Below are 24,471 nucleotides of genomic sequence, written 5' to 3'. Positions count from 1 at the left end.
TCATGCAGATCAAAGATACCGGCGTCATTCTTCGACGCCATAGCGCCTGGCGCTTTCGATCAGTTCATTGCGCAGCCATTGCACCGACGGATGTGCGCCCATGGTGCGATGTGACAGCATGGAGATCTGAAACGCCGGCGCCTGGTAGGGCGGCTCCCGCCAGGTCAGGTCGAGTGCCTTGGCGGCGCGCTTGGCAAATTGCAGCGGCGTGAAGGCGAGCATATCGGTCGCAGCCACCAGCGAGGGCACGGCCAAAATGTGAGAAACGGTGGCTCCGACCTTGCGTACCAGGCCTTCGGCACCAAGCAGGGCCTCAATATGACGCGGATTGCTGGTGATATAGGCGCGTTCCAGCCCGCCTTGATCGATTGTCGCGCCAGCACCCGCCTGGATCTGGTCGGAGATCAGAATGTCGATCTGCGGATAGAGCGAAAGTTCGCGCAGGCCGAAGGCGCCCCTGGCGGCGGGATGATCCCGGCGCATCAGCCAGACGCTTTGGTCCGAAAACAGCGGTTCGCTGACGAAGCGCGAGGGCGTCTTGCCGAAAACGCCGATGGCGACATGGATTGTTCCGCGATCGAGTTCCTCGGTGATGTTCATTTCACTGAGCGCGCGCACGCGGCAGCGGGCGTTCGGCGCCGCCTTGCGCATGCGCGACATCAAATCCGGGACAATCGTTGCGGTGATGTAGTCCGAGGTCGAGATCGAAAACTCGATCTCGGACGTTGCCGGAGTGAAAACCGGCTCGGACACCGCAGCCTCGATCTGGACGAGAGCCGGCTTGAACGATTGCGCCAATTCGGCCGCCCGGGGCGTCGGGTGCATGCCATCTGGACCGCGGATGAACAGTTCGTCGCCGATGATCTCGCGCAGTCGCGCCAAGGCATGGCTGACAGCCGATTGCGTCAGATGCAGGCGCTCGGCTGCCCGGGTGACGCCACGCTCGTCCAGCACCGCATTGAAGATCCGCACGAGATTGAGATCGAGATTATGAACGTCACGCATATTCGACATGGCCCTGATTCATTTGATTAATGTAGCCGGGCTTCGCATATCCCGCCAGTCAGATGCGCGCCGCCGCGGCCATCGGGCTGGAGCGCGAACCCACGGGAAGGTGTGAAATGATGATCCAGGAAGACGCGCGGCAATGGCCTTGCCGGAATGAAACGCTCGGTACCACTTTGAAGCCCGGTCAGAGAATGCTTGCAGATGCCATCCTGTACCTGGCTTCGGTGAGCCTTTTATGGTGGATGGGAATCCCATTGAATTGAGCGAGATTGCGCCACGCGCGACAGTCCACGCAAGAGAAGGGACCGAGTGGGACAATGGACGATCCACCCCTCTGAGCCTTTGCCTGTGAGGCGCCGGATCGCTGGGGCCATTATTGGCCTTTTGATCTTGCGATCGTACACCCATGGCCGTTTAATGTGAGAAACCTAGCTGGCACCCACCTGGCTGAGGAGAGCCCGCGCTCATGAAGCCAATGAACGAAAAGCACCTCGCGGTTCTGCGCAGGCACATGGTCGAGGTGATTGCAATCTATGCCGACCTTGAAAGCGAAGAACTCGGCAAGGCGGCGTTCGATGAACGGGTGATGGCAGCGATGCTCCAGGTGCCCCGGCATCTCTTTGTGCCCGCACCGGCTGCGCCCTTTGCCTATCAGGACATGCCGCTGCCGATCGGCTTCGATAAAACCGTGTCGCAGCCCTTCATGGTCGCTCTCATGATCGATCTCCTTGATCCCCAACCGCATGAGGCAGTGCTCGAGATCGGCACCGGCTTGGGCTACCAAGCCGCAATCCTCGCGGAGCTCGCCGGGCAGGTTTGGAGCGTTGAAATCATCGAGGAATTTGCAAGCCATGCCGAGGCTCTCCTCCGAAGCCTCGGCATCTCAAATGTCGGCATTCGTATCGGCGATGGGTCTGGCGGTTGGCCCGAACGCGCGCCATTCGACAAGATCCTGGTTACGGCGGCGGCCGAGGAGGCGCCGCCGGCTTTGCTCGAGCAGCTCAAGCCAATGGGCCGTTTGGTTCTTCCTATGGGCTCTGAACAACAGTTTCTGACTGTCATTGACAAGGATTCGGCGGGACGACTCGAGACGCGGCAATTCATCCCGGTTCGGTTCGGCCGGCTCGAGACGGTCTGATGCCCGCGTTGCCATCTGGCAAAATAGACCCTCACATTCTATTCCGAGGATCGTTTACCACGCCCATGCAGACGCTCGGCTGATTGACAAAAATCCTGATGTGAGCGGATTTGACCCGAAAGCCAGCATCATTGCCTGCACGAAGTTTGCCAGGGGTTTCAGGTGGGTGTTGCCGTGCGTGCGGGTGGAGTTGAAACAGCAGAACCATACTGGGTATTGTTCTGCCGGTCGATGAAATCGAGTGCCGCGACCGGAATGGATCCGATCGATACATTGTGCGACCTGATGTTCAGAACGAGCGCTTTCGCAGGTTTGAGGAATAAGGCGATGTAACGCGTCGCCTGCGAGGTTGGGGTGGCCCGCCCTTTTGCGACCGTCAGTGCCTCAGGCCCACTCACCACGTGATCGTCTCAGCAATCGCCGCACAGTCACTAGTCAGCGCCGCCTTATTGCCGCCAGCTGACCGCTATCACCGATCATCGCGCGGTTTGTCAGAAGCTGACGCGCGCGCCGATTTTGGCACCGGCCGACTGCGAGCCGTCACCTTCGATGTTGAACAGCAGCGAGAAGTCGAGGTCCCAGTTGTCGTTGTTGGAAAGTGCAAGCCCGGCCTCGACCCGTCCGAACAGACCTTCGCCATCGAGCGAGGCAAAGCCGACATCCGCGCCGACCGTTGGCGACAGGGTCAACCCGTTTTCCAGCTCAAGCGTCCGCTCGACGTCGAACCCCACGCTAAAGCGCGCCTGTTCCTCGATGAAGCCCTTTAGATCGATCGTCTCGCCGATCGCGTTCTTCACGGTGTAATCGTCAGTCTTCTCGTTGAAATAGACGGCTCTGAGTTTCGGCGTCAGAACTGTGAGCTCGTCGAGCTGCCATTCGCCGGTGAGCTTCACATCCGCCATCCAGCGGCTGGTGTCGAAGCTGCCGCCGAAGATGCCGGTATCTATGTCGTTCGACGAGCCGCCATAGAGCAGGTTGGCGTCGAGGAAGACGCCCTGCCCAATTTCGAACGAGGCATAGGGGCCGGCGAGCCAGCCATTGCCGGTCAGTTCGGCGTCCTCCGCCGTCGGATCCGTCATGTAGTCGTAGTGGAAGGACAGGCCGACCAAAGCACGGTCGTTGATGAGATAGTCGGCACCAACTGAGAACAGCGCGAAATTGCCCCATTTGTCGCTTTTGTCATCTTCATCCTTGTGGAACAGGAAGCTACCGTTCACCCAGATGTCAAAGAGCTGGTCAGTCTTCACGAAGGTTTGGCCGGCTGCAGCCGCATCGGCTGCATCACGTGCTGCCTGGATCTGGGCGAGGCTGGAGGAGAAGCCGAGCCGTGCGCCCTTGTCCGTGGGCGTTACAGCCGTCGTCACCGGATCGGTACTCGCCGCAGCCCGACGTCGATCGAGAAGGCCCGGCACCTGGACCGTCGACGAAAGCAGGTTCTGCCGTGTGCGGACGAAGTCGCGCACGAGGCCGTCGATCTCTTCTCCGACTGCCACGCGATCGAGCGCAATCCGATAGGTTACGTGGCCGACATTGGAGGAGCCGAACGCGCTGTGCAGCGTGTAACCAACAACCGCAGAGCCGGAATAGGATGGGTTGGGCGTGAACTTGAGATAGTAGCCGACCGGTGTGAAGCTGCCTGCGGCCGCAAGTTCCCCCTCGACGATTTCTGCTTTGCCGGCAATCGGAGGCTCGACCGAGGCGATTGCGGCGTTGATGAACGGGCCACCGGTCGCGCCGCTGTTGAGGTAAACGTTGTTCGGCGCCGAACCCGCTGGAACGTCGATGACGAAGTCCGGCGCGGTGACAGAGCGTCCGTTCAGCTTCAGCGTATAGGTGGCCGATCCGCTGGCGCCGCGGCTGTCGGTCACCGCGATGGTGAAGCGGTAGGTGTCGGGCGTCGCGTCGCTGGCGAGTGGCCCGGTCAATTCCCCGGTGGAGACGTTGAGAACCATGCCTTTCGGCAGGTCGCCGCTCTTGACGCTGTAGACCAGAGCGCCAACGCCGCCGGTCGCCGAAATGCGCGAAGAATAGGCTTCGCCGACCATCGCGTCTGGCAGCGCACCGGCAGACGGGCTGAAGACAAAATTGCTGGGTAGGATAGAGAGCGAGTAGTTCGCCTGGCCTGTGGCGCCGCTCGCGTCCGTTGCCGTCACGGTGAAGCGGAAGTCGCCGTCAGCGGACGGCTTTCCGGAAATGCGGCCGCTTGACTCATCCAGCATGAGACCGCCAGGCAAGGCGCCTGATGTCACGGCGTAGGTAAACCCACCAACGCCGCCGCTTGCAGAAATCGACGTGTCCGAATAGTTGACGCCAAGAGTGCCGGATGAAAGCGTCGCGCCGGTAGCCGGCGTCAAAACTACCGGCACCGCTGCGACCGTGATCGAATAACTCGCATTGGCAGAGCCGCTAGTCGCCGCCGTCGCCGTCACCGTGAAGTTCGCGGTGCCGATCGCGCCGACCGTCGGCGTGCCTGATATCGCGCCGTTCGACGCATTCAGGCTCAGGCCCACCGGCAGCGAACCGGTCGTTACAGCATAGCTGATCGTACCAACACCGCCGCTCGCCGAGATCGACGTATCCGAGTAGGCAACGCCGACCGTTCCGGCTGACAGCACCGTGCCGGTTGCCGGGGTCAACACCAGCGTCGGGGCCCAGATTGCGATGGAGTAGCTTGCAGAGACGGAACCGGTTACTGCCGCCGTTGCCGTTACCGTGAAGGTCGCCGTACCGAGCGCGCCCGCCGTCGGCGTGCCTGATATCGCGCCGCTCGACGCATTGAGGCTCAGGCCTGCCGGCAGCGATCCGGCGGTCACCGTATAGCTGATCGTACCAACACCGCCGCTCGCCGAGATCGACATATCCGAATAGGACGAGCCGGCGGTGCCGGCCGAAAGCGCCGTGCCGGTAGCCGGCGTCAGCACCAGAGCCGGCGCTCCAATGGCGATCGAGTAATTGGCCGAAGCCGAACCGCTGGTCGCCGCGGTTGCCGTCACGGTGAAACTCGTCGTGCCGAAACCGGCCGCCGTCGGTGTGCCTGATATCGCGCCGGTGGCCGCATCAAGAGCAAGGCCCGCCGGAAGAGCGCCTGATGTCACCGCATAGCTGAACGTGCCGACACCGCCGCTCGCGGAGATTGAGGTGTCCGAGTAGGACGAGCCCACCGTGCCACCGGAAAGCGCTGTGCCGGTTGCCGGCGTCAGCACCACGGGCGGAGCACCAACTGTGATCGTGTAGCCGGTCGAGGCGGAGCCCGCGGTTGCAGCCGTCGCCGTGACCGTGAAATTCGCCGTGCCGAGTGCCGCTGCCGTCGGCGTGCCGGTGATGGCACCTGTTGTCGCATCGATGGTCAAGCCCGCCGGCAACGTACCCGCCGTCACCGCATAACTGATCGTACCCACGCCGCCGCTCGCGGAGATCGACGTGTCTGAATAGGTCGAACCGACGATCCCGGCCACCAATGCGCCGCTTGCCGGAGTCAACACCACCGGCGGGGCCGCGATGGTGATCGAGTAGTTGGCCGCAGCCGAGCCGCTCGTTGCCGCCGTCGCCGTAACCGAGAAATTCGCCGTGCCGAGTGCTGCAACCGTCGGTGTGCCGGCAATCGCGCCGGTCGCCGTGTCGATGCTCAGGCCCGCCGGAAGCGAGCCGGCGGTCACCGCATAAGTGAATGTGCCTACACCGCCGCTCGCCGAGATCGCGGTTTCCGAGTAGGAGATCCCCACCGTTCCACCCGACAGCGCAGCGCCGCTCGCCGGCATCAGCACCACGGCCGGCGCTCCCACCACAATCGTGTAGCTGGCCGACGCGGTACCGCTGGTTGCCGCCGTCGCTGTCAGCGTGAAACTCGCCTGGCCGAGCGCTGCATCAGTCGGCGTGCCGGTGATCGCGCCGGTCGATGCGTTGAGCGTGAGGCCGGGAGGCAGGGATCCAGCGGTCACCGCAAAGCCGATCGCACCTGCGCCGCCGCTTGCCGAGACCGAGGTGTCCGAATAGGATGAACCGACCGTGCCGGCAGAAAGCGCCGTGCCGCTTGCCGGCGTCAGCACCACCGGCGGCGCCCCCACCACGATCGTGTAGTTCGCCGAGGCAGAACCTGCCGTGGCCGCCGTCGCCGTCACCGTGAAGTTCGCCGTGCCAAAGCCGGTCGCCGTCGGCGTGCCTGATATCGCACCGGTTGCCAGATCAATGGCGAGGCCCGCCGGAAGGGCGCCGGTCGTTACAGTGTAGCTGAACGCACCCACACCGCCGCTCGCGGAGATCGACGTCTCCGAATAGGACGATCCGACCATGCCGCCCGTAAGGGTCGCACCGGCTGCTGGTGTCAGCACCACCGGTGGCGCCACCACCGTGATCGTATAGCTCGCCGAAGCGGTGCCGCTTGTCGCCGCGATAGCCGTCACGGTGAAAGTCGAAGTGCCGAGTGCGGGCGCAGTCGGCGTGCCCGTTATCGCACCGCTTGCCGGGTCTATAGTCAGGCCGTCGGGAAGCGCACCGGATGTCACCGAAAAGCTGAGGCTCCCCAGGCCGCCGGTTGCGGAAATCGACGCACCCGGATAGGACGCACCAACAGTACCGGCCGAAAGCGCCGTACCGTTGGCCGGTGTCATGACCAAGGGCGGAGCTCCGACTTCAATCGAGTAGGTCGCCGAAGCAGAACCCGAGGTGGCCGCTGTGGCCGTCACCGTGAAGTTCGCCGTGCCGAATGCACCCGCTGTCGGCGTGCCGCTGATCGTGCCGGTCGTCGCATTCAGAGAGAGGCCATCGGGTACCGCTCCGCTGCTAACCACATACGTGAACGCACCCACACCGCCGCTCGCCGAAATCGTCTGCGAGTAGGCAGAACCGACCGTGCCGGCCGTCAGAGCCGTACCTGTGGCCGGTGTCAACACCACCGGTTGTGCTCCGATCACGATCGTATAGTTGGCGGTAGCCGAGCCATTGGTCGCGGCCGTGGCCGTCACCTCGAAATTCGCCGTACCGAACCCGCCCGCCGTCGGCGTGCCGTTGATTGCACCGGTCGATGCATTCAGGGTGAGGCCGGCCGGCAGCGCGCCAGCGGTCACCGAATAGGAGATTGGGCCCGCGCCGCCGGTCGCCGAAATCGATGCGTCTGAATAGGCCGAGCCAACGGTTCCCGCCGTTAGCGTCGTACCATCTGACGGCGTCAGCACTACCGGCGTCGCGGCCACCGTGATGGAATAGCTCGCCGAAGCCGAGCCCGCGGTTGCGCCGGTTGCCGTCACCGTGAAGTTGAACGTGCCGAACCCGCCCGCCGTCGGCGTGCCACTGATCGCACCGGTTGACGGGTTCAGGGCGAGGCCTGCAGGAAGAACACCTGATGTCACGGCGTAACTGATCGTCCCCAACCCACCGCTCGCCGAAATTGACGCACCAGGATAGATCGCGCCAACCGTGCCGCCCGCCAAGGCGCCGCTCGCCGGCGTCAGCACCACAGGCGGTGCTACGATCGCGATCGAGTAGCTAGCCGAAGCGGAACCGGTGGTCGCGGCCGTCGCCATCACCGTGAAATTCGCCGTGCCGAACCCGCCCGCCGTCGGCGTCCCGCTGATCGCACCGGTCGATGTACTCATGGAAAGACCCGCCGGCAACGAGCCGGCCGTAATTGCATAGGTGATCGTCCCGACACCGCCGCTCGCCGAGATCGAGGTGTTAGAGTAGGACACCCCCACGGTACCGCCGGTCAAAGCGCCGCTCGCCGGCGTCAGCACCACCGGTGGAGCTGACACCGTTATCGAGTAGCTGGCCGAAGCCGAACCGGAAGTCGCAGCCGTCGCCGTCACAGTGAAATTCGCGGTTCCAATCGCGCCCACTGTGGGCGTGCCAGTGATCGCGCCAGTCGATCCATTGATGCCGAGGCCTGCCGGCAGTGCGCCGGCGGTGACCGCGTAGGTGATTGTACCAGACCCCCCGCTCGCCGAGATCGATGCGTTGGAATAGGAGGTTCCCACCACGCCGGCCGAAAGCGCCGTGCCGCCTGCCGGCGTCAGCGACACCGGCGGGAAGGCATTGACGGTGACGGTAACGTTCTGCGTGATGAAGTGCACCCCGCCGGTCGAGATGGTGGTGCTGTCCTGGACCTTCAGGTTGAAGGTCGAACTGCCAACCGCCGATGGCGTGCCGGACAGGAGCCCGCTGGCCGAGAGCGTAAGCCCGGCGGGCAGGCTGCCGCTGTCGCGGGTATAGGTGTAGCCCGGGGTGCCTCCGCTTGCAGAGAACTGGACGCTATAGGCCGTACCGACACCGCCGTGCGGCGGAGTATCCGGTGTTACGTCGATGGCAGGCGGGGCGATGAGGACGCTGTAGGCTTTATCGAGCGTATTGGCCGTCGGCGTCGTCGAATCGACAACACGGACGGTAAAATTGTAGGGACCCGAGCCGGTCGGCGTACCGGAGATGACACCGGAGGAGGAAAGGGAAAGGCCGGGCGGCAGATTGCTGCCTGCGACGAGCGAATAGGAATAGGGGCCGGTTCCGCCACTCGTGCTGAGCGCCTGATTATAGGACGTGCCGATCACCGGCGTGGCAACGCTCGAGGGCGTGACCGTCAGCGGGGAGGTCGACGGATTGATCGTGATGTTGAATGTAATCGGCGTCGCGAAATCATCCTTGACGATGAACGTGTCGGATGTCGCACCGTCGCCGTTGTTAGTGTAGATGAGCGCCGAAGTGTTCGACGGCATTCCGAAGGTCAGGCTGCCGTGGGACGGGGATATGTTGGCCGGCGAAATAAAGCCGAAATCCGCGCAGGTAAAGGTTGCCGTACCGCCCGAGCTTATAGTTGCCGTCTGCGGTGAAATACAGGCCGCCTGAGCCGCTGATATCGGCCACAGCGCCGCCAGGCAGGCAAACATCACCAAAGCAAGGAGGTGGGCCACGTTCGTGCGATATCCGCACACCAGGTTTGCCCAACCAAACGATTTCTGCGCCATTGTTCCGCCCTTGTGCGCACGGCACGTCACATGGACGCAAGTCCATCGTCACGATCAGTCCGTTCACCGCCTCACCCAGTGACATGTATTTTCGAGTCACACAACCCAGCATCGTGCGACTTTAGCGAGAAACTCGTTCAAAAAGTTTGTCAAACCGCCCTTCCCAAGATGCTCGTTATGAGAGAGAGTGCGCCGCAGGATAAATCCAGAGTCGTCGAATTTTATCGGGATGGGGGCAACCATGAGCGAACCTTTTGTGGGGCAGATCATGATGAGCGGGTTCGGCTTTGCGCCGCGCGGTTTTGCACTGTGCAACGGCCAGATTTTGGGGATCAATCAGAACCAGGCCCTGTTCTCCTTGCTGGGGACGTACTACGGCGGCAACGGCTCAACCACCTTTGCCCTGCCGAATCTGCAGGGGCGAACGCCTGCAGCGGCCGGTCCGTCCGCCGACCCCAGCTGGAACCCGACACCCTATGAAATCGGAGAGGCCGGTGGCATTGAAGCTGTGACCCTCATGCAGCAGCAGATTCCTGCCCACCAACATCAGGGCAACGGGACGACTGCGGAGGCCAATCAGCGCAACCCGACGAACACGCTTTACGGTACCACCTCCCTGCCGATCTATGCGCCATCAGGCGAAGCGCAGGTTGTGCTGGCGCCCCAGAGCGTCGCGTCGGCGGGCGGCGGACAGCCGCACTCCAATATGCAGCCATTCAACGTCATCAGTTTCTGCATTGCGTTACAGGGCGTATACCCGCCCCGCAATTGAACCTAGCCGCCGGAGGATAACAATGGGCACTCCCTATATCGGGGAAATTCGGATGTTTGGCTTTTCCCGCGTGCCGACCGGCTGGCAGGCCTGCGATGGTTCGCTGCTGTCAATCGCGGAATATGACACACTGTACATGCTGCTTGGCACCACCTATGGCGGCGACGGCCAGAATACGTTCGGCGTGCCCGACCTTCGCGGTCGCGTGCCCCTGCATCAGGGCACCGGCCAAGGACTGAGCACGCGCTTGCCCGGCCAACTTGGCGGCACCGAAACCGTGACCCTTCTCGCGACCCAGCTGCCGCCGCACAACCATCCGATGTTTGCGACAACGACAGCAGCCAGCGCGACCGCGATCGGAACGAACGCCGAACTCGGCGCACTCTCGGGCAACACGATGTATGCCACTGATGTCACTGGCCTTAATGGGTTCAATACGTCCCCGAACTCGACCGGGCCCACCGGACAAACCCAACCCCACGACAATATGATGCCGACCTTGACGGTGCAATTCTGCATCTCGCTATACGGTGTCTTTCCGTCGCAAAGCTGATGCAGCCCCCATTGCACGATAAGGGAATAGAAATGTCAGAGCCTTTCATTGGTGAAATCCAGCTTTTCGGCTTCAATTTCGCGCCCCGCAATTGGGCGCTTTGTAATGGCGCGACGCTTGCAATTCAGCAGAACACGGCATTGTTTTCATTACTGGGCGTAGCTTACGGCGGCAATGGCAGTTCCACTTTTCAATTGCCAAACTTTTCCGGCCGCGCCGGCTTCACTCAGGGCATGGCACCGGGGCTCTCGCAACACACGCTCGGCGAGGTTGTCGGCGAAAACAACGTCACACTGAGCACGTCGGAAATGCCGGCGCATACGCACGGGTTCACGATCTACAACCAGACCGACATGGCAAAACGGGCAAGCGCACCTTCTGCCGGCAACGCGTTGACCGTGCCCATCGAGAGCTCGGTCACGGCAAAGGACGCTCAGCCGAATGCCCAATTCGCGTCAAATATGATCGGCTTGGCGGGCAACAACCTGCCGCATGAAAACCGACAGCCTTATCTTGCCGTGAACTTCTGCATTGCCCTTAACGGCACCTTCCCGTCGTTCGGGTGATGTTGCCAGCCGACATTGCCACGATCGGATTTCCGGCACGCCTCGATCCGCCTCGCCTGCCGGTCGCGGGCATGTCCTTGCGCCACGCCACATCCGAGGATTTTCCGTTTCTGCTACAGCTCTACCGGTCGTTTCGAGCGGAGGAACTGGCGGCGGTGCCTTGGTCAATCGAACAGAAACACGCCTTTCTCCAACAGCAGTTCCTGTTCCAGCATCGCCACTACATGGCGACGTTTCCCGACACAGATTTTCTCGTTGTCGAGATCGGAGGCGAGCCAGCCGGCCGCGTCTATCTTGATGCGAAGAAGGAGCGTTGGCTCATCGTCGATATCGGTGTTTTGCCGCAATGGCGCCGTCAAGGCCACGGAACCACGCTGTTGGCGGCCATTCAGCACGAGGCGACGGTGTCCGATTGCGAGGCCGTCGTCCTGCACGTCGAGCAGCATAACTTCCGGGCGCAGGCTCTCTACCATCGTCTTGGTTTTCGAGCCGAGGAGAATGGTGGTTCTCACGTCCAGATGGAATGGTCTTGCTGCAACCTCGCCGAGACTGGGCGTCTCTGACCGCCTTTCACCTCATCAATTGAATACGGCCTGGTAGACGATGCCCTGCTTGTCCCTGGCGACCGGTACGAGGAAGATCTCCAGCGCGCCGAGCGACGCATTCCTCAGGCGGTAGATCTGCTGCGGCAGGACGATCGCCGAACTGCTGCGGAACACCAGGGAAAAAGGCGCGCGCCGCATGCCAGGCAGGATCTGTGTTGTGCCCGGAGAAGCTTCCGCCAAGGTCAGCGGCACGGTGCTCTCGCCAAGAGACAGATCAAACGCCTGGCCGACACAACCCGCAAAATTTTGAAGCGTCAGAAGTTCCATGCGCTGTTCTCCCCGATGATTCCCGCTTAGGTCGATGGCTGTACACTTACAGCATTGCGGTTGAGCGCAAAAGACTTCGGGCATCTCGAGTTCTTTCGCTCTTATGAAAGCGAACGCTAGCGTTCCCCTTGTACATTCAGCGAATTTTCAGCAGGGTGTCGCGCGCCAATATCCTTGTCGACAAATTGCCTACATAGAAAATATATAAAATCGACAGTTGGGTTTTGGCCTCGTACATTGGCAAAAGCCTCAAAGATTCTGACATAGGAGCCGACATGCCTTTGCCATCCCGCCCTGCCTCGATCTCCGCTACGGAAAGACATGCGCGACTGGGAAGATTGCGCGAAAACATGGAAGCTGCCGGTTTCTCAGCCGTTCTGATAGGAGCGACAGAAAGCCTTCGCTATTTCACTGGCCTTGTCTGGCATCAAAGCGAACGTCTCCTCGGTGCGCTGGTGACACCCACGACACTTACTTACATCGTTCCGGGTTTCGAGCGCAGTCGCGTGGAAACACTGCCGCACCTGCCTGGCGAAATCGCCACTTGGGAGGAAGAGGAAAGCCCCGCTCGGCTCATTGCTTCACTGCTTGCAGCCACTGATAAGCTCGCGCTCGACGATGCGCTGCCGCTGTTTGCCTATCATGAGCTCGTCAGGGCTCTCGGCGTTGATCGCATCGGTGATGGTGCTCGTTTGATCCGTGATCTCAGGCTCTGCAAGTCAGCAGCCGAAATCGCGCTGATCCAGTACGCGATGGATCTCACCCTCGAGGTTCACAAACGCGCGCACGTCATGATGGAGCCGGGTATACGGGCATCCGATGTCGTGCGCTATATCGATGAACAACATCGCGCGCTCGGCGCCTCCGGTGGCTCGACCTTTTGTATCGTATCATTCGGAACCGCCACATCCCTGCCTCATGGGGCAGATGGCGACCAGGTGCTTGAGAAGGGACAGGCGATCCTCGTCGATACGGGAACACGCATCGACGGCTATCACTCGGACCTCACCCGCACCTACATGCTGGACGAGGCGGACGCAGAGTTTGAGCGCGTCTGGTCGATCGAGCGCGAGGCACAACAGGCGGTCTTCGAAGCCGCGCAGATCGGCGTGGAGGCTCGCATGCTGGATGAGGCGGCCCGAGCGGTGCTCGTGCGCGAGGGCCTTGGTCCGGATTATAGATTACCGGGCCTACCCCATCGGGCCGGTCATGGTCTGGGCCTCGAGATCCACGAAGAACCTTACATCGTGCGCGGTAACGGCACGCGCCTTCGTGCCGGCATGTGCTTCTCCAACGAACCGATGATCGTCGTACCAGGTCAGTTCGGTATCCGGCTCGAAGACCACATATTCATGTCTGACACTGGACCGCGCTGGTTCACGCAACCCGCCACCGGCCCAACTCAGCCTTTTGCTTGAACGACATGACTACGCTCGGGGGCATGATGCCATCAGTCCAGGCGATGAAGCCTGCGATGAACTGACTGACTGGCCGATGATAATGAAGCAGCACGCTTAGCCGAGGCGCGGACAGCCGGGTCGGTTGGCAAATGCGACTGTCACGAACCGCCCGCGCCGTTCGCCATCGATGACGATTTGTCTGCGTGTCACGGTCTGAATTTCCGGATCACGTAGTCCAAGTCTCGATGCATGACGAAGCGCTTGCCGCTCGCTACAGCCGGGCCGCTCGTACTGGTCCTCGTAGTATCGACGGTCCAGATCTCTATCGCGCAGCTCAGGACGTCCGTCCGGGCCGATGTAGAGGTCGAGGGACTGCGCCGACGACGTGGATGAAACGGCTGAGAGGGCGCCGACCGAGAGCAGGCCTGCCGCCAAAAGATTATGAATGGACTTTTGCATGTCCGCCTCCTCAATAGAGTTCAGTTGAGCCTATTGAGAACTGAACGACAAAGGCCAGGTAAGGTTCCCCAGCATCAACGGCGGTTGCCGCGCTCGTCCTTTGTATGACAATCGTGAAGGCGGCAACCATTGGACGTTTCAATATCGCTCTATCGCGATCGCTGCGGTTGGCATCAACGCCTTTCTTCTGCCTTTCCCGCACTTAATTCTTAGATGAACAAAAACGCCGGCAGGAAATGACCACCCCGCAGACAGCCCCAATCGGACCGAGGTCAGCCGCATTCTCACTTTTAACTGGCCACGACCGGCTGTCGCATTGGAGAGGGCTATAGATGCCGCTCAAACCGGCCGACGATCGCGCCGGTGCGTAGGCGCTCAAACAGAGCGGCGAACCCACGCAGATACAAATCGCGCTGCGCCACTCCCCAAGTTCGCTGGGTGTAGCGGCCGATTTCCTTCACATCCTCACGAGCAAGCGGCGTGATCGCAAATTCAGGCATGCGCCGTTTCCTGGTCGAGTTCATCGAGAATCGCGGTCAGATCAAAGGGGACACAAGCGCCCGCGTCGGCCTGACGCCAGGCAGGATCCAGCGCCTCGCGCAGTTGCTGCAGCTTCGCCGCATCCGATTCTTCCCCCGCAATCTTGAGACGCAGCGCCTCGCGGATCACCTCCGAGGCATTGTTGTAGAGGCCCGACGCCACCTTATCGCGGACATATTCATCGAGCTTTTCGGTCAAAGAGATATGCATGTGTGCATCCTTTCGCCACCCAATCCTACAAGGATTGACAATCTTTATGAACGATCAGGGTGCATCGATCAGTTCACGTGCCCAGCAGGACCAGCACCAGGACGACGAGAGGACGGCATGCTTCGGAGAGTTGCCCCCGCCCCTGCGCCCCCATCGGCAACTCGGAGCGCAGCGAACGAGAGAGTTGATTCTCGACGTGTTCCACAACCGCCGCTTTGATGCCGATAACCTGACTCTCCGCGACCGTCGTGTCGCTGCCAGAGCGTCCCTTCTTCGCATTGATGTTTCGTGCGGATTGATTTCCCTTGCCTGGAAGAGCCATGGGTGACGGGTTTCAGGTTTAGATTTGACACATGTTGGCCAAGGAAGGCTGGTGTCTTCACCAGCAGGAGCATCTGATGATCGCAGAACTCTTCGATAGAAACAGGATTTGGTCAGAAGAGAGAAGAGCCTTGAAAGCCGACGCGAGCGTTTGTCGGAACTGCAGCGGCAGAGTATCTATGGATCGGGTGTTCCGATAGCAGCGTGCGGCCAACGTCATCGCCGGCCTCTAGTCTGGCGAGGTGTTCCTGCACCGCAACGTCGCCAACTTGATCGATCCGACTGACCCATGTTGTCCATCGTGGAATATGCTTTCAATTGCTTGGCGTTAAACCATCATCATATGCGGTTACTACGGTTGCGGCGGCATTCGCGCAGTTGTCAGCGGTGAAGCACTCGTTGCCCATTTGAAGTGCGACCCGACACCCTCTTCGCCTCGATAGGTCGTCACACTGGTAGTCAGTGCGCCTATTCACGTGTCAGAAAATGGAGGTTGCCGCCCAGATCGGAAACGACGAGCCGCCGCTCGTCCCAGACGAGGACGGACACCGGTCGTGTCAAGGCGTCGAGAATGATCTTTCGGCTGCCCGTCATTGTGTCGAGTCTGAGCAAACGACCGCTGCCTTTCCGGAAACCTTCCGGCTGATCGTAGATACCATGTTCGAGAACAAGCATCGCTCCATCATTGTCGAAGGCGATAGCAACGGGCGCATTCAGGCCATCGACGTCAAGTCGCGGATTTGACGCGCCACCGGTTTCGGGGATCGATACGATCTTTCCAGCACCGGCAAGGAAAGGAAAGCCGCCGAACAGCGCGACATAAAGGCGTCGGTCGCGCAGCCCGATCCCGGTCGGCACAGCATCGACTTCATAGCTGTTCCCGGTTGCGAACTCTGTCGGCGAAAGATCCTGCAGTGCCGTCGCCGCCTCGGCCATACGGCGGAACGTCATGATCGTGTTCTTCTGCCCATCCGTTTGCACCCGTTCGACACTGTTTCGCGCGGCATCGATCACGTAGTAGACGCCGTTCGCCAAGATGAAGTCGAACGGATTCCAGAAATCGCTGCTGATGACGCGGACCGCGCCAGCCCCATCGATCGCAACGAGGGCGTGATCATACGGGCCTGCGTCGGAGTTGGCCGGCGTCCACCCTTGGGCGACGACAAGAACGTTACCGGCACGCACGACACGGTAGGGACCGGTCGGGTCGCCGATCACATCGAGGCCATGCGAAAAGACCGGACCGAATGCGACGAGCTTACCCTCCGCGTCGCGGCGATAAAGCCGGCCGCTGGCCAGATCGGTGACGAGCAGAGCCTCGCCGTCGCGGGACATACCGGCGAACGCGGCACCCGGCAGGTTAACGGTCTCTAGCCGGTAGCCGGGTGCGACTGCCGGCTCTGCGCTAGCGCCGACTGCCAGGAACAGAAGACCAGCAATGATTGTCAAGCCGCGGAGCGAATGCATCGGAAGCCACCATTGGCTGAGAAACGAAATTCCGGATTATAGGCGAGGCGATAGGTCGTCGTAAGGTGGCGTGCATCGCTGTTCCAGGAGCCACCGCGAAGCACGCGGTATAGCCCCGTAACGTTTGCCGCAGCCCCACCGTCATAGGGCGCGTAAACATCACTGGTCCACTCCCAGACGTTGCCGACAAGATTGAGGACGCCCTCGCTGCTTGCGCCATCGGCGAAGGACTCTGCTGGCGCGGTCATCGGATAACCGTCGCGCGCGTCGCCGGAGCAGCAGATATCCGCGCCGGAATTTGCCCGCACCAAGTCCCCAGGTGCCGAGCCCCACGGAAATGCGCTGCCCGTCGTTCCGCGTGCCGCTCTCTCGTATTGTTGCTCCGACGGCAGCGCCAACCCGTAGTGACGACAAAAAGCATCGGCGTCTCCCCAACTCACCCCGACGACCGGCCGGTCGTCCAATCCCAGAGCCGGGTGATTTGCGTAGAAGGCCGGGCGGTGACCGGTCTGATCGATGAAGCGTCCGTATTGTCGGTTCGTGATCTCGGTACGGTTGATCGCGAAGGCCCGCTCCCACAGAACGCGGCGCGGGTGTTCATTTTTGGGGCCGTCGTCACGACCGAAGACGAACGCGCCGGCAGGGATCTCTATCAGCGGATTGCCGTCGATGGGACCGGCATCGGCGGCGGCCGCGGCGAATGCCACTGTGATTGCAATTGCCGCCGTCCAGATGTCAGAAGTCGACACGGTATTGTGTCCCTCCATCGAACAGAAAGACGCGATCTGTCGCAACCTTCACGCCGATCCGCTGATCAATCTGGCCAGCGAAGTTCTTGTCGGCGCGCAAAGTCATCAGTTGGCCGCCTAGCTGCAGGCTTACAAGCGTGTTCTCGCCCGTGAGCTCCACCGAATAGATCGGCGCAACCAGATTGACGTCGGCATCCTCGGCTCCGGCCGCATGGACGTCCTCTGGACGCACACCGAGAACGGCGGAAGAGATGTTTGCCCGCCCAAGACCCGCCACCCTTAGGCCGGCCCTAACGAACACGCCGTTTGTCACCTCCCCGGGGATCAGATTCATCGGCGGCGAGCCGATAAATCCGGCAACGAAGAGGGTGCGCGGATCGTTGTAGATTTCCCTCGGCGTTCCGAGCTGCTCGATCACGCCCTTGTTCATCACGGCCACGCGGTGGGCGAGTGTCATCGCCTCTATCTGATCGTGGGTGACATAGATCGTCGTGACCTGCAGTTCATGCTGGAGATGCTTCAGCTCGGCGCGCATTTGCGTGCGAAGCTTGGCGTCGAGATTGGAAAGCGGCTCGTCCATCAGAAAAACACGTGGCGTGCGGACGATGGCGCGGGCGAGTGCCACGCGCTGGCGCTGACCGCCGGAGAGTTCCTTCGGCAGACGCGACAACATCGTGTCGAGTTCAACGCGCCGCGCGACCTCGGCTATTCGTCGCTTGTATTCGGCTGGGGGCACTTTGCGGATCTTCAGTGGATAGCCGATATTGTCCTCGACACTGAGGTGCGGATACAAGGCATATGACTGGAAGACCATCGCGACGTCGCGATATTTTGGCAGGACGCCATTGATGCGTTCCGCATCGATGTAGATATCGCCCGATGTCGCCTCCTCGAGACCGGCAACCATGCGCATCGTCGTCGTCTTGCCGCAACCGGAGGGGCCGAGCAGGACGAGAAACTCCTTGTCCCGGACCTCTAGATTGAAGTCGGCGACCGCGATGAATTCGCCGAACTTCTTGGAGACATTGGTGAACGTGACGGACGCCATGGTCTCACCCCTTGACGGCCCCGAGAGACAGCCCCCGGACAAGATGCTTCTGAACGATGAAAGCGAAGATGACGATCGGCACGCAGGCCATGAACCCGGCGGCGCTGATTTCCCCCCAATAGGTCTTGTACTGCGTCACCCGCCCGGCGATGCCGATCGGAAGCGTCTGCGACTGCTCGGTGAGCGTGATGATCAGGGAAAGCAGGAACTCGTTCCACGAGATGATCAGGCAGAAGATGGCCGTCGCCGCGAGCCCTGGACGCGCGAGCGGCAAAGCGACATGCAGGAATGCGCCCCAGCGCGTGTCCCCGTCGACGATCGCGGCCTCTTCCAGTTCGACCGGCAGGTCCTGGAAATAACTCTTCATCATCCACGTTGCGAACGGCAGGTTGAAGGCGGTATAGGCGACGATGAGCGCCGACTTCGTGTTGAGCATGTCGAAGTAGTTGAAAAACAGGTACAGCGGAATGATGCTGACGATAGGAGGCATCATGCGCGTCGAGAGGATCCAGAACGAAATCTGCTTTCGCCACTGCCACGGATAGCTGAAGCGCGCCAAGGCATAGCCAGCCATCGTGCCAAAGCCTACGGAAATGATCGTGGTTCCGGCCGCAACGAGCAAGCTGTTCAATGCGTAGCGCAGGAACGGCCGCTGGATGAACGCTTCGTTGTAGTGCTTCAATGTCGGGTTGCGCGGCAGCCATTCGGGCGGTACTGCGAAGATGTCGATGTCGAACTTGAACGAATTCGCCGCGATCCAATAAACGGGAAACAGCGTCAAGATCAGCGCGATGAGGATCGCCAGATAGGCGGATAGTCTGAGAAGCATCTCCCGGACCCGGCTGCGTGTTCTTATCGTCGCCATCGTCGCCTCACTCCGCCAGCCGCATGCGCTTCATGAACCAGGTGCTCAGCACGATCGTCACGAACAGCACGAAGAGCGAGATCGCCGCAGCGTAGCCGGGATCGGCGAAGCGGTAGGCGACCTGATAGATGTATAGACTCAAGACCTTCGTTCGGTCTGCCGGACCTCCCCCCGTCAGGATGAAGACCAGGTCAAAAAGGCGCAGCGCATCCATGACGCGCAGGAGCAAGGCAATGGCGATGACCGGCTTCAGGAAGGGCAGCGTCAGATCCCAGAACTGCCGCCATGACGAGGCGCCGTCGAGCGCTGCGGCCTCGTAAGGTTCGACCGGCAGGCTTGCCAGCCCCGCCAACATCAGAAGAAAAATGAAGGGCGTCCACTGCCAAACATCGGCAACGATGATCGAAAACATCGCGAGGTTCACGTCGCCCGCCCAGGCTTGCAGTGGAAGACCGAGACGGAACATGATTTCGTTGAGGACGCCAAACTGTGGCTCGTAGATGATCTTCCAGGTGATCGCGACGGCGACCGGCGGCAGCATCATGGGGATCATCAGGACGGTTTTGAGAAAGGCTAGTCGGCGGATGAATTTATCGAGGAGCAGCGCCAGGCCGAGACCGAGGAGGAATTCGGTCGTCACTGCCACGACTGTAAAGACAGTCGTGTTCCAGAGTGCGACGTGAAATTGCGTGTCGGAAAGCAGTCGAGCAAAATTGTCGGGGCCGACGAACTCCCAGGGCAGATCGGGGTTCGGGCTGATTTTGTGAACCGCGGCATAGAACATATAGAGGCTGGGAAAGATCGTCAGCCCGAGCAATATGAGGACCGTTGGCGCAAGCATGAGGATCCGCAAATGGCGCTCTGCCCAACGCTCCAGACCGCCGCCCATGCGAAGCGGCGTGGTCAATGTGCCTTGATCGGGCGTCAACATCTCCCTCCCGTGAACAGCTTGTCCATACGCACCTCAAACCCCGCGAGCGCTACGGGTAATTGCCGTCACCACCATGGGAGCGAGGCCCAAAAACCCCGCTCCGCGTAGATCGCATCGCCGCCTATTTAAGGCCCGTAATCTCTTCGACTGCTGCCTGTGAGCTCTTCAGCGCCTCCTCTGGCGTAATCGTGCCTGCGACCGCCTTGGAAAGCTCGATCCCGAAGGCATTCTCGATCTCCGGCCACTTCGGATGGCGTGGACGAGGCGTCGAGGCCTGGATCGCCTCCATCAACACCGGATAGTGTCGGAACTGTTCCTGCGAGGTCAGTTCCGGATCGGCAAAGACCGAGGCTCGGACAGGCGGATTGCCGCGCGTGGCGGAAATCTTGATCTGCTCAGCCGAGGTCGCCCAGACCATGAAGTCGAAGGCCTCCTGTTTATTCTTGGAGGCCGACATGATCCCCATGGTCCAATGGCCAATTTCGGAGCTGCCCGGTTTCGTGCCCGCCGGAATTGGGGCGTAGGAAATCTTGCCAACCATCTTCGACTGGCTCGGATCCTCAAAGGTCGCAACCCAGTTCGGCCAGTTGATAGACGAGGCGGCGGCACCAGCAGCAAGCGCCGTACCCACTTCGTTGGCATTGTAGCTCTCGATCCCCTTTGGAGAAACGTCGCGGAGCGCCATGAACATCTTCATCGCGGCCGCGCCCTCCGGCGTATCGATCGTCACCTTCGTGCGATCCTCGTTAAACATATTGGCGCCGTAGGACCAGAAGATCGGCATGAAGTCGGCCACGACCGGGTTTCCCTGGCCGCCCCGGAAGACATAACCGAAATAGCGACCTCCGCCGTTCTTGGTTAGGGTCTGGCTCGCCTTCAATACGTCATCCCAGGTCTTGGGAGCGTCTACGCCAGCTTCCTTGTACTTAGCGGCGTCATAGAAGAACATCTGGGCGTTTCCCACATAGGGCAGGCACACATAAGGTCCCGTATTGTAAGGGTTGCGACAGATCGCCAGCGACTTCGACAGGAAGTCGTTGTCCGGACCTTCCATGCCCGCATTCTTGAAGTATGGCGTCAAATCCTCGAGATGTCCGTTCTCGGCGAAAAACGGAATCCACGGGTCATCCATCAAGATGATGTCGAACACGCCGGATTTGGTTGCCCCCGCATTGGCGCCCTGCTCGAACACATTGGCATAAGGCGCCTGCACGATCTCCACCTTCGTGCCCTTCATCTTCGAGTAGTCGTCGGCAGCAGCCCTAAGGCCGTCACCCTCGCTGCTCGATGGCACGAGGACTGTGAAATCGGCCCACGCGACCCCGTTGATCGCCAGCGCGGACGCCGCGGCAGCTAAGACGAGAAACAGTTTGCGAACCATCGTACACCTCCCATTCCGAGTTGATATCCAAAGGCCGCTTTTTCGTAGGGGGCCCTACCCTATCCGGTACGGCGGAGATGCGAGCTCGACGCCCATGCGAACCGACACGCGACAACTTGAAACGCCGTCCGGCATCTCCTCGAGCCGGCGCTGCTCCCAAAGCCGATTTTACCACATCAGGAGCATTATTTAGAGAGTCTGTATTAGCATTCGCTACTATTGCATATTGCATGATCACAATTCTCAATTCCCGAACACCGTCGTATGTTCGCCCACGTCGGAATGTGATCTCAATTGATAGGAATGTGGGGACTGTGCCGGCCGAAATCCGGATCATAATATGTCCGCAGCATTCCCGGCGGCCTCAAAAACGCGATAGATTGGCTTGTCTCCGGTGAGGCGGTGGTCGGATTCGTTATCTCTGCCCACATCAAAGGTGATTCCGCGCACTTCACGCACGCGTTCAAACGCTGGACGGGAGTTCCACCATCACGGTTTCAGATGGACCGGGAATGAAAATCGATCATTAGATCGCTAGAACAGCACAGATTGTGCGCATCCCCGAGGCCTCGTCTGAGGCCATGGCAGATCCTGCCCGAATTGGAGCCGCCGATGCTGGGGCTCAGGCTGTAGCGGACCCGGGCAGTTCAGCTCCCGATGGGGACGATACATCACTGCTGGTCGACGAAGTGACTGCAGTAGTAGTCGTCGATCCGGGTGCGAGCGCGAACCACGCTACCCAGGCTTGTGGCAAAGTCGATCGAGCACGTCGCGAAGCGCAGTCGCGGCTTCATCTCGCTCGCCAGCAGACATCAACTCGGGTTCCGCTTCTAGTCTGAGATGCGGCAGCTCGGTTCGAACGGCGCTGCGTGCGGCGACCAGATTGGTCTTCAGATCGAGGACACGATATGTGGCGACGGGATAGGCGATACCCCTGATCTGGACATGCCCCAGCTCGACACAAGCGATTGTGTCCTTCACTTGCGCAAAGGTCTCATAGGAAATGAGCACTGCCCCCGCCGGCGCCTCCTGCTCGAGGCGCGAGGCGAGATTCACGGCGCCGCCGATTATCGTGTAGTCCATCCGATCTTCACTGCCGAAGTTGCCGACCGTGCAGTAGTCGGTATGAATGCCGATGCGGCATCGTAGCGGCGTTTCAATGCCGATGTCGCGCCAGATTTCTGCAAGTTCGCTCATCCGTTTCTGCATGGCGAGAGCCATCTCAACACAGGCGAGCGCGTCCTCCTTGACGCCGCGAGTCTCCGGGTCCCCGAAAAACATCAGGATCGCGTCGCCGACATACTTGTCGATGGTGGCGCCGTGTTCCAAAGCAATTTTCGACATTTCCGTCAGGTAGTGATTGAGGAGTTGGGTGAGATCCTCGGACTCCATCTTGTCGGTGGTCTCGGTAAAGCCGGCAATGTCCGAGAAGCATATCGTCAGCTTCTTCCGCTGGCTGGCGATCCTGACGTCCTGACGGCCGGTGAATATCGAGTTGTATACTTGTGGTGCCAGATACTTCGCCAGCTTGCTCGATAGCGCCTCGAGGGCTGCGGATTTCTCCGCGAGGTTCTCCTCCCGCTTTTTCAACTCCGAGATGTCCGAGTAAACGGCCACCGTGCCGCCGCCTGTGATGCGGCGCTCGCCTATCATTATCCATCGCTCGTCACTTCGCCGCTGCACCCACGGTTCACCAGGATTGCGGTGCCGGGAGAGCCGCTCGGCGACCCATTCCTCGAGGCGCCCCTCGGCATCCTTGATGTAGCCGCGCTCGGCGGACCGGCGGATGATGTGCTCGAATGTGGTGCCGGGCGTCAATTCGATCGCAACATCGCTGTAGAGCAGTTCGCGGTAGCGGCTGTTGCTGAGAACGAGCCGGTCCTCCACGTCATAGAGAGCGAACCCCTCCGAGATGCTCTCGATGGCATCTACGAGCCGTTGGCGTGCTTCAGCAACCTCGCGCAGATTCTTTTCCTCGACCTCGACAGCCGTGTCCCGGAACAGCCTGAGCGCCTCAGCCATGCGGCCGATTTCGTCGTGGCCCGCGGCAGGCAATGGCGCACAAAGATTGCCGTCGGCGATCGCGAGCATGCCCTGGCTCACGCTTCCCAGACGGGCGAGAAGACTGCGGTCGACATAGAGCCAGACAATCAGAATCGAACTCAACAGGCTGAGAACGGCCGAGCCAAGGACAACGCCGGTGCCGTAGCGCTGGACGACCGCGGCCTCGAGACCGGACGAGGAGATCTCACGGTTTGCCGCAGCGACAAGGCGATCGACAGCAGCGGTGAGACTGCGGGACAGCCGATTGTTTTCGGCCAGAAGTTTTTCGCCCTCAGCCAGGACGGCAAACTCGTCCTGTCTAGCCTTCGGTATGCTGTTGCCACCATCGATCAGCGCCTTGAACTCGCCCACCCGCTGTTGGAAGCGGGACCGTAGCTTCTCGTCGATCTCGGCTGAAACCGTTTCGAGGACGGCGAGCGACCGGCGCAGCGGAAAGAGCATCAATGCAAGATCGCCTGGCGTCGGCGCGTTCGCCAACTTAACCAGCGCGTCGTTGACGGCGGATATCTCGTGGTGTGCCCTCTGCTGGGGGATGTAGCCCTTAATCGCCTCGACCAGGTCGGAAGTCGCCGCCGCGCGTCGGTCTGAGGCGAGCGACGCGTCGGCCGCGACAGTTCTCCATTGCGCAAGCTTGGAATTCATCACCAAGATGCCGGCCGCCAGAAGGCGTTGGCCTGCAATTGTCGTAGCCGATAGGCGACGTAACAACTCCTCCTTGCGCGCGACTATGGTGAGCTTGGCGGCGACAAGGTCGTCGAGTGCGTCGAGGTTTCGCCGCAGACCAAGCACCGCCGCCTCGATCTCGGCCACCGCCGCCGTGCCAAGCGTGCCCCCCTTGAGCGCGGCAAGCAGTTCCTCTAGGCGCGCCATCTCGACCCCGATCGCAGCCGAGACCTCGTTGTGCCGTACCTTGCTCGTTGAATTCAGTACAGACGGAGCAGTTGCCGCGACCCGCTCGGCTTGACGCGACAGTTGGAGGGACGCCAGCGCCGACGGCACCCGATCCTTGGTTATGCTGTCGACAACCTCGCCTACCTGGAGGAAGGCATAAAGAGCAGCTGCCGTCGCGAGCACCGCGAAGGTGCTGATGCCGAAGAAAGCCAGCAACAGGCGGCCGCGTATGCCTAGGCGTTCAAGCATCGCGGCGACACTTAATCTGAAGTGACGCGGCGGCGTG

Annotated in this window: 20 protein-coding genes and 1 pseudogene; 7 read left to right on the top strand and 14 right to left on the bottom strand. The window is 60.9% G+C overall.

Annotated features, from left to right (window positions below):
* Positions 1-24: 24 nt before the first annotated feature.
* Positions 25-1,014: a LysR family transcriptional regulator gene (locus J3R84_RS22780; protein ID WP_203527899.1), complete on the bottom strand. Its 990-nt coding sequence runs from the start codon at positions 1,012-1,014 to the stop codon at positions 25-27.
* Between the two features lie 460 nt (positions 1,015-1,474).
* On the opposite strand from J3R84_RS22780, the gene J3R84_RS22775 reads away from it, so the two are divergent.
* On the top strand, positions 1,475-2,146 hold the full coding sequence (locus tag J3R84_RS22775) for a protein-L-isoaspartate(D-aspartate) O-methyltransferase (RefSeq protein WP_057204750.1): 672 nt from the start codon (positions 1,475-1,477) through the stop codon (positions 2,144-2,146).
* Between the two features lie 491 nt (positions 2,147-2,637).
* On the opposite strand, the gene J3R84_RS22770 is transcribed toward J3R84_RS22775, so the two are convergent.
* Entirely contained in the window at positions 2,638-9,042 is a 6,405-nt protein-coding gene (locus tag J3R84_RS22770) for a putative Ig domain-containing protein (protein ID WP_203527896.1), read from the bottom strand.
* Between the two features lie 295 nt (positions 9,043-9,337).
* On the opposite strand from J3R84_RS22770, the gene J3R84_RS22765 reads away from it, so the two are divergent.
* The 4 genes from J3R84_RS22765 to J3R84_RS38800 are packed head-to-tail and all read left to right on the top strand — an operon-like array spanning position 9,338 to position 11,550.
* Positions 9,338-9,868, top strand: coding sequence for a phage tail protein (locus J3R84_RS22765; protein WP_057204819.1), 531 nt, complete (start codon positions 9,338-9,340; stop codon positions 9,866-9,868).
* 22 nt (positions 9,869-9,890) lie between these two features.
* Positions 9,891-10,421: a phage tail protein gene (locus J3R84_RS22760; protein WP_057204759.1), complete on the top strand. Its 531-nt coding sequence runs from the start codon at positions 9,891-9,893 to the stop codon at positions 10,419-10,421.
* A gap of 32 nt (positions 10,422-10,453) precedes the next feature.
* The gene (locus J3R84_RS22755; protein ID WP_057218993.1) at positions 10,454-10,987 is read left to right on the top strand and encodes a phage tail protein; all 534 of its coding nucleotides are present in this window, start codon (positions 10,454-10,456) and stop codon (positions 10,985-10,987) included.
* Positions 10,987-11,550, top strand: coding sequence for a GNAT family N-acetyltransferase (locus J3R84_RS38800; RefSeq protein ID WP_057204763.1), 564 nt, complete (start codon positions 10,987-10,989; stop codon positions 11,548-11,550). The genes J3R84_RS22755 and J3R84_RS38800 overlap by 1 nt, the downstream gene beginning before the upstream one ends.
* 15 nt (positions 11,551-11,565) lie before the next feature.
* Here the strand turns inward: J3R84_RS38800 and J3R84_RS22745 are convergent, their stop codons facing one another.
* On the bottom strand, positions 11,566-11,859 hold the full coding sequence (locus J3R84_RS22745; RefSeq protein WP_057218995.1) for a DUF6916 family protein: 294 nt from the start codon (positions 11,857-11,859) through the stop codon (positions 11,566-11,568).
* A 275-nt stretch (positions 11,860-12,134) separates the two neighbouring features.
* Between J3R84_RS22745 and J3R84_RS22740 the strand changes: the two genes are divergently transcribed.
* The gene (locus J3R84_RS22740) at positions 12,135-13,277 is read left to right on the top strand and encodes a M24 family metallopeptidase (RefSeq protein WP_203527893.1); all 1,143 of its coding nucleotides are present in this window, start codon (positions 12,135-12,137) and stop codon (positions 13,275-13,277) included.
* A 96-nt stretch (positions 13,278-13,373) separates the two neighbouring features.
* Here J3R84_RS22740 and J3R84_RS22735 read toward each other — a convergent pair whose 3' ends face one another.
* From J3R84_RS22735 to J3R84_RS22690, 10 genes are all read right to left on the bottom strand, one after another.
* Positions 13,374-13,718 (bottom strand): hypothetical protein, encoded by a 345-nt coding sequence (locus J3R84_RS22735; protein ID WP_203527890.1) that lies wholly within the window; start codon positions 13,716-13,718, stop codon positions 13,374-13,376.
* A gap of 326 nt (positions 13,719-14,044) precedes the next feature.
* Positions 14,045-14,218 carry a type II toxin-antitoxin system RelE/ParE family toxin gene (locus J3R84_RS22730; protein WP_156408145.1) on the bottom strand — a complete coding sequence of 58 codons (174 nt, stop codon included), beginning with the start codon at positions 14,216-14,218 and terminating at the stop codon, positions 14,045-14,047.
* Positions 14,211-14,456, bottom strand: a complete 246-nt coding sequence (locus J3R84_RS22725; protein ID WP_234907813.1) for a type II toxin-antitoxin system ParD family antitoxin — start codon at positions 14,454-14,456, stop codon at positions 14,211-14,213. The genes J3R84_RS22730 and J3R84_RS22725 overlap by 8 nt, the downstream gene beginning before the upstream one ends.
* An 85-nt stretch (positions 14,457-14,541) precedes the next feature.
* On the bottom strand, positions 14,542-14,790 hold the full coding sequence (locus J3R84_RS22720; RefSeq protein ID WP_057204771.1) for a hypothetical protein: 249 nt from the start codon (positions 14,788-14,790) through the stop codon (positions 14,542-14,544).
* A 467-nt stretch (positions 14,791-15,257) separates the two neighbouring features.
* Positions 15,258-16,256: a ScyD/ScyE family protein gene (locus J3R84_RS22715; protein WP_057220357.1), complete on the bottom strand. Its 999-nt coding sequence runs from the start codon at positions 16,254-16,256 to the stop codon at positions 15,258-15,260.
* Positions 16,235-17,005: a formylglycine-generating enzyme family protein gene (locus J3R84_RS22710; RefSeq protein WP_373688515.1), complete on the bottom strand. Its 771-nt coding sequence runs from the start codon at positions 17,003-17,005 to the stop codon at positions 16,235-16,237. Before J3R84_RS22710 ends, J3R84_RS22715 begins: the two co-directional genes overlap by 22 nt.
* Positions 16,992-18,053 carry an ABC transporter ATP-binding protein gene (locus J3R84_RS22705; RefSeq protein ID WP_057219003.1) on the bottom strand — a complete coding sequence of 354 codons (1,062 nt, stop codon included), beginning with the start codon at positions 18,051-18,053 and terminating at the stop codon, positions 16,992-16,994. Before J3R84_RS22705 ends, J3R84_RS22710 begins: the two co-directional genes overlap by 14 nt.
* 4 nt (positions 18,054-18,057) lie before the next feature.
* On the bottom strand, positions 18,058-18,918 hold the full coding sequence (locus J3R84_RS22700; protein WP_203527884.1) for a carbohydrate ABC transporter permease: 861 nt from the start codon (positions 18,916-18,918) through the stop codon (positions 18,058-18,060).
* Positions 18,919-18,925: 7 nt separating this feature from the next.
* The gene (locus tag J3R84_RS22695; protein ID WP_107027499.1) at positions 18,926-19,849 is read right to left on the bottom strand and encodes a carbohydrate ABC transporter permease; all 924 of its coding nucleotides are present in this window, start codon (positions 19,847-19,849) and stop codon (positions 18,926-18,928) included.
* Between the two features lie 121 nt (positions 19,850-19,970).
* Complete coding sequence (locus J3R84_RS22690) at positions 19,971-21,230, bottom strand: ABC transporter substrate-binding protein (protein WP_203527881.1); 1,260 nt, start codon at positions 21,228-21,230, stop codon at positions 19,971-19,973.
* A gap of 339 nt (positions 21,231-21,569) precedes the next feature.
* Here J3R84_RS22690 and J3R84_RS22685 point away from each other — a divergent pair.
* Positions 21,570-21,638: pseudogene (locus J3R84_RS22685) on the top strand (NAD(P)H-dependent oxidoreductase); the annotation flags it as partial.
* A gap of 327 nt (positions 21,639-21,965) precedes the next feature.
* On the opposite strand, the gene J3R84_RS22680 reads toward J3R84_RS22685, so the two are convergent.
* The gene (locus J3R84_RS22680; RefSeq protein WP_203527878.1) at positions 21,966-24,434 is read right to left on the bottom strand and encodes an adenylate/guanylate cyclase domain-containing protein; all 2,469 of its coding nucleotides are present in this window, start codon (positions 24,432-24,434) and stop codon (positions 21,966-21,968) included.
* Between the last annotated feature and the right edge of the window lie 37 nt (positions 24,435-24,471).

It is taken from the genome of Ensifer canadensis, from assembly GCF_017488845.2.
Classification (GTDB): Bacteria; Pseudomonadota; Alphaproteobacteria; order Rhizobiales; family Rhizobiaceae; genus Ensifer; species Ensifer canadensis.
This window is presented reverse-complemented; position numbering and strand designations above follow the sequence as displayed.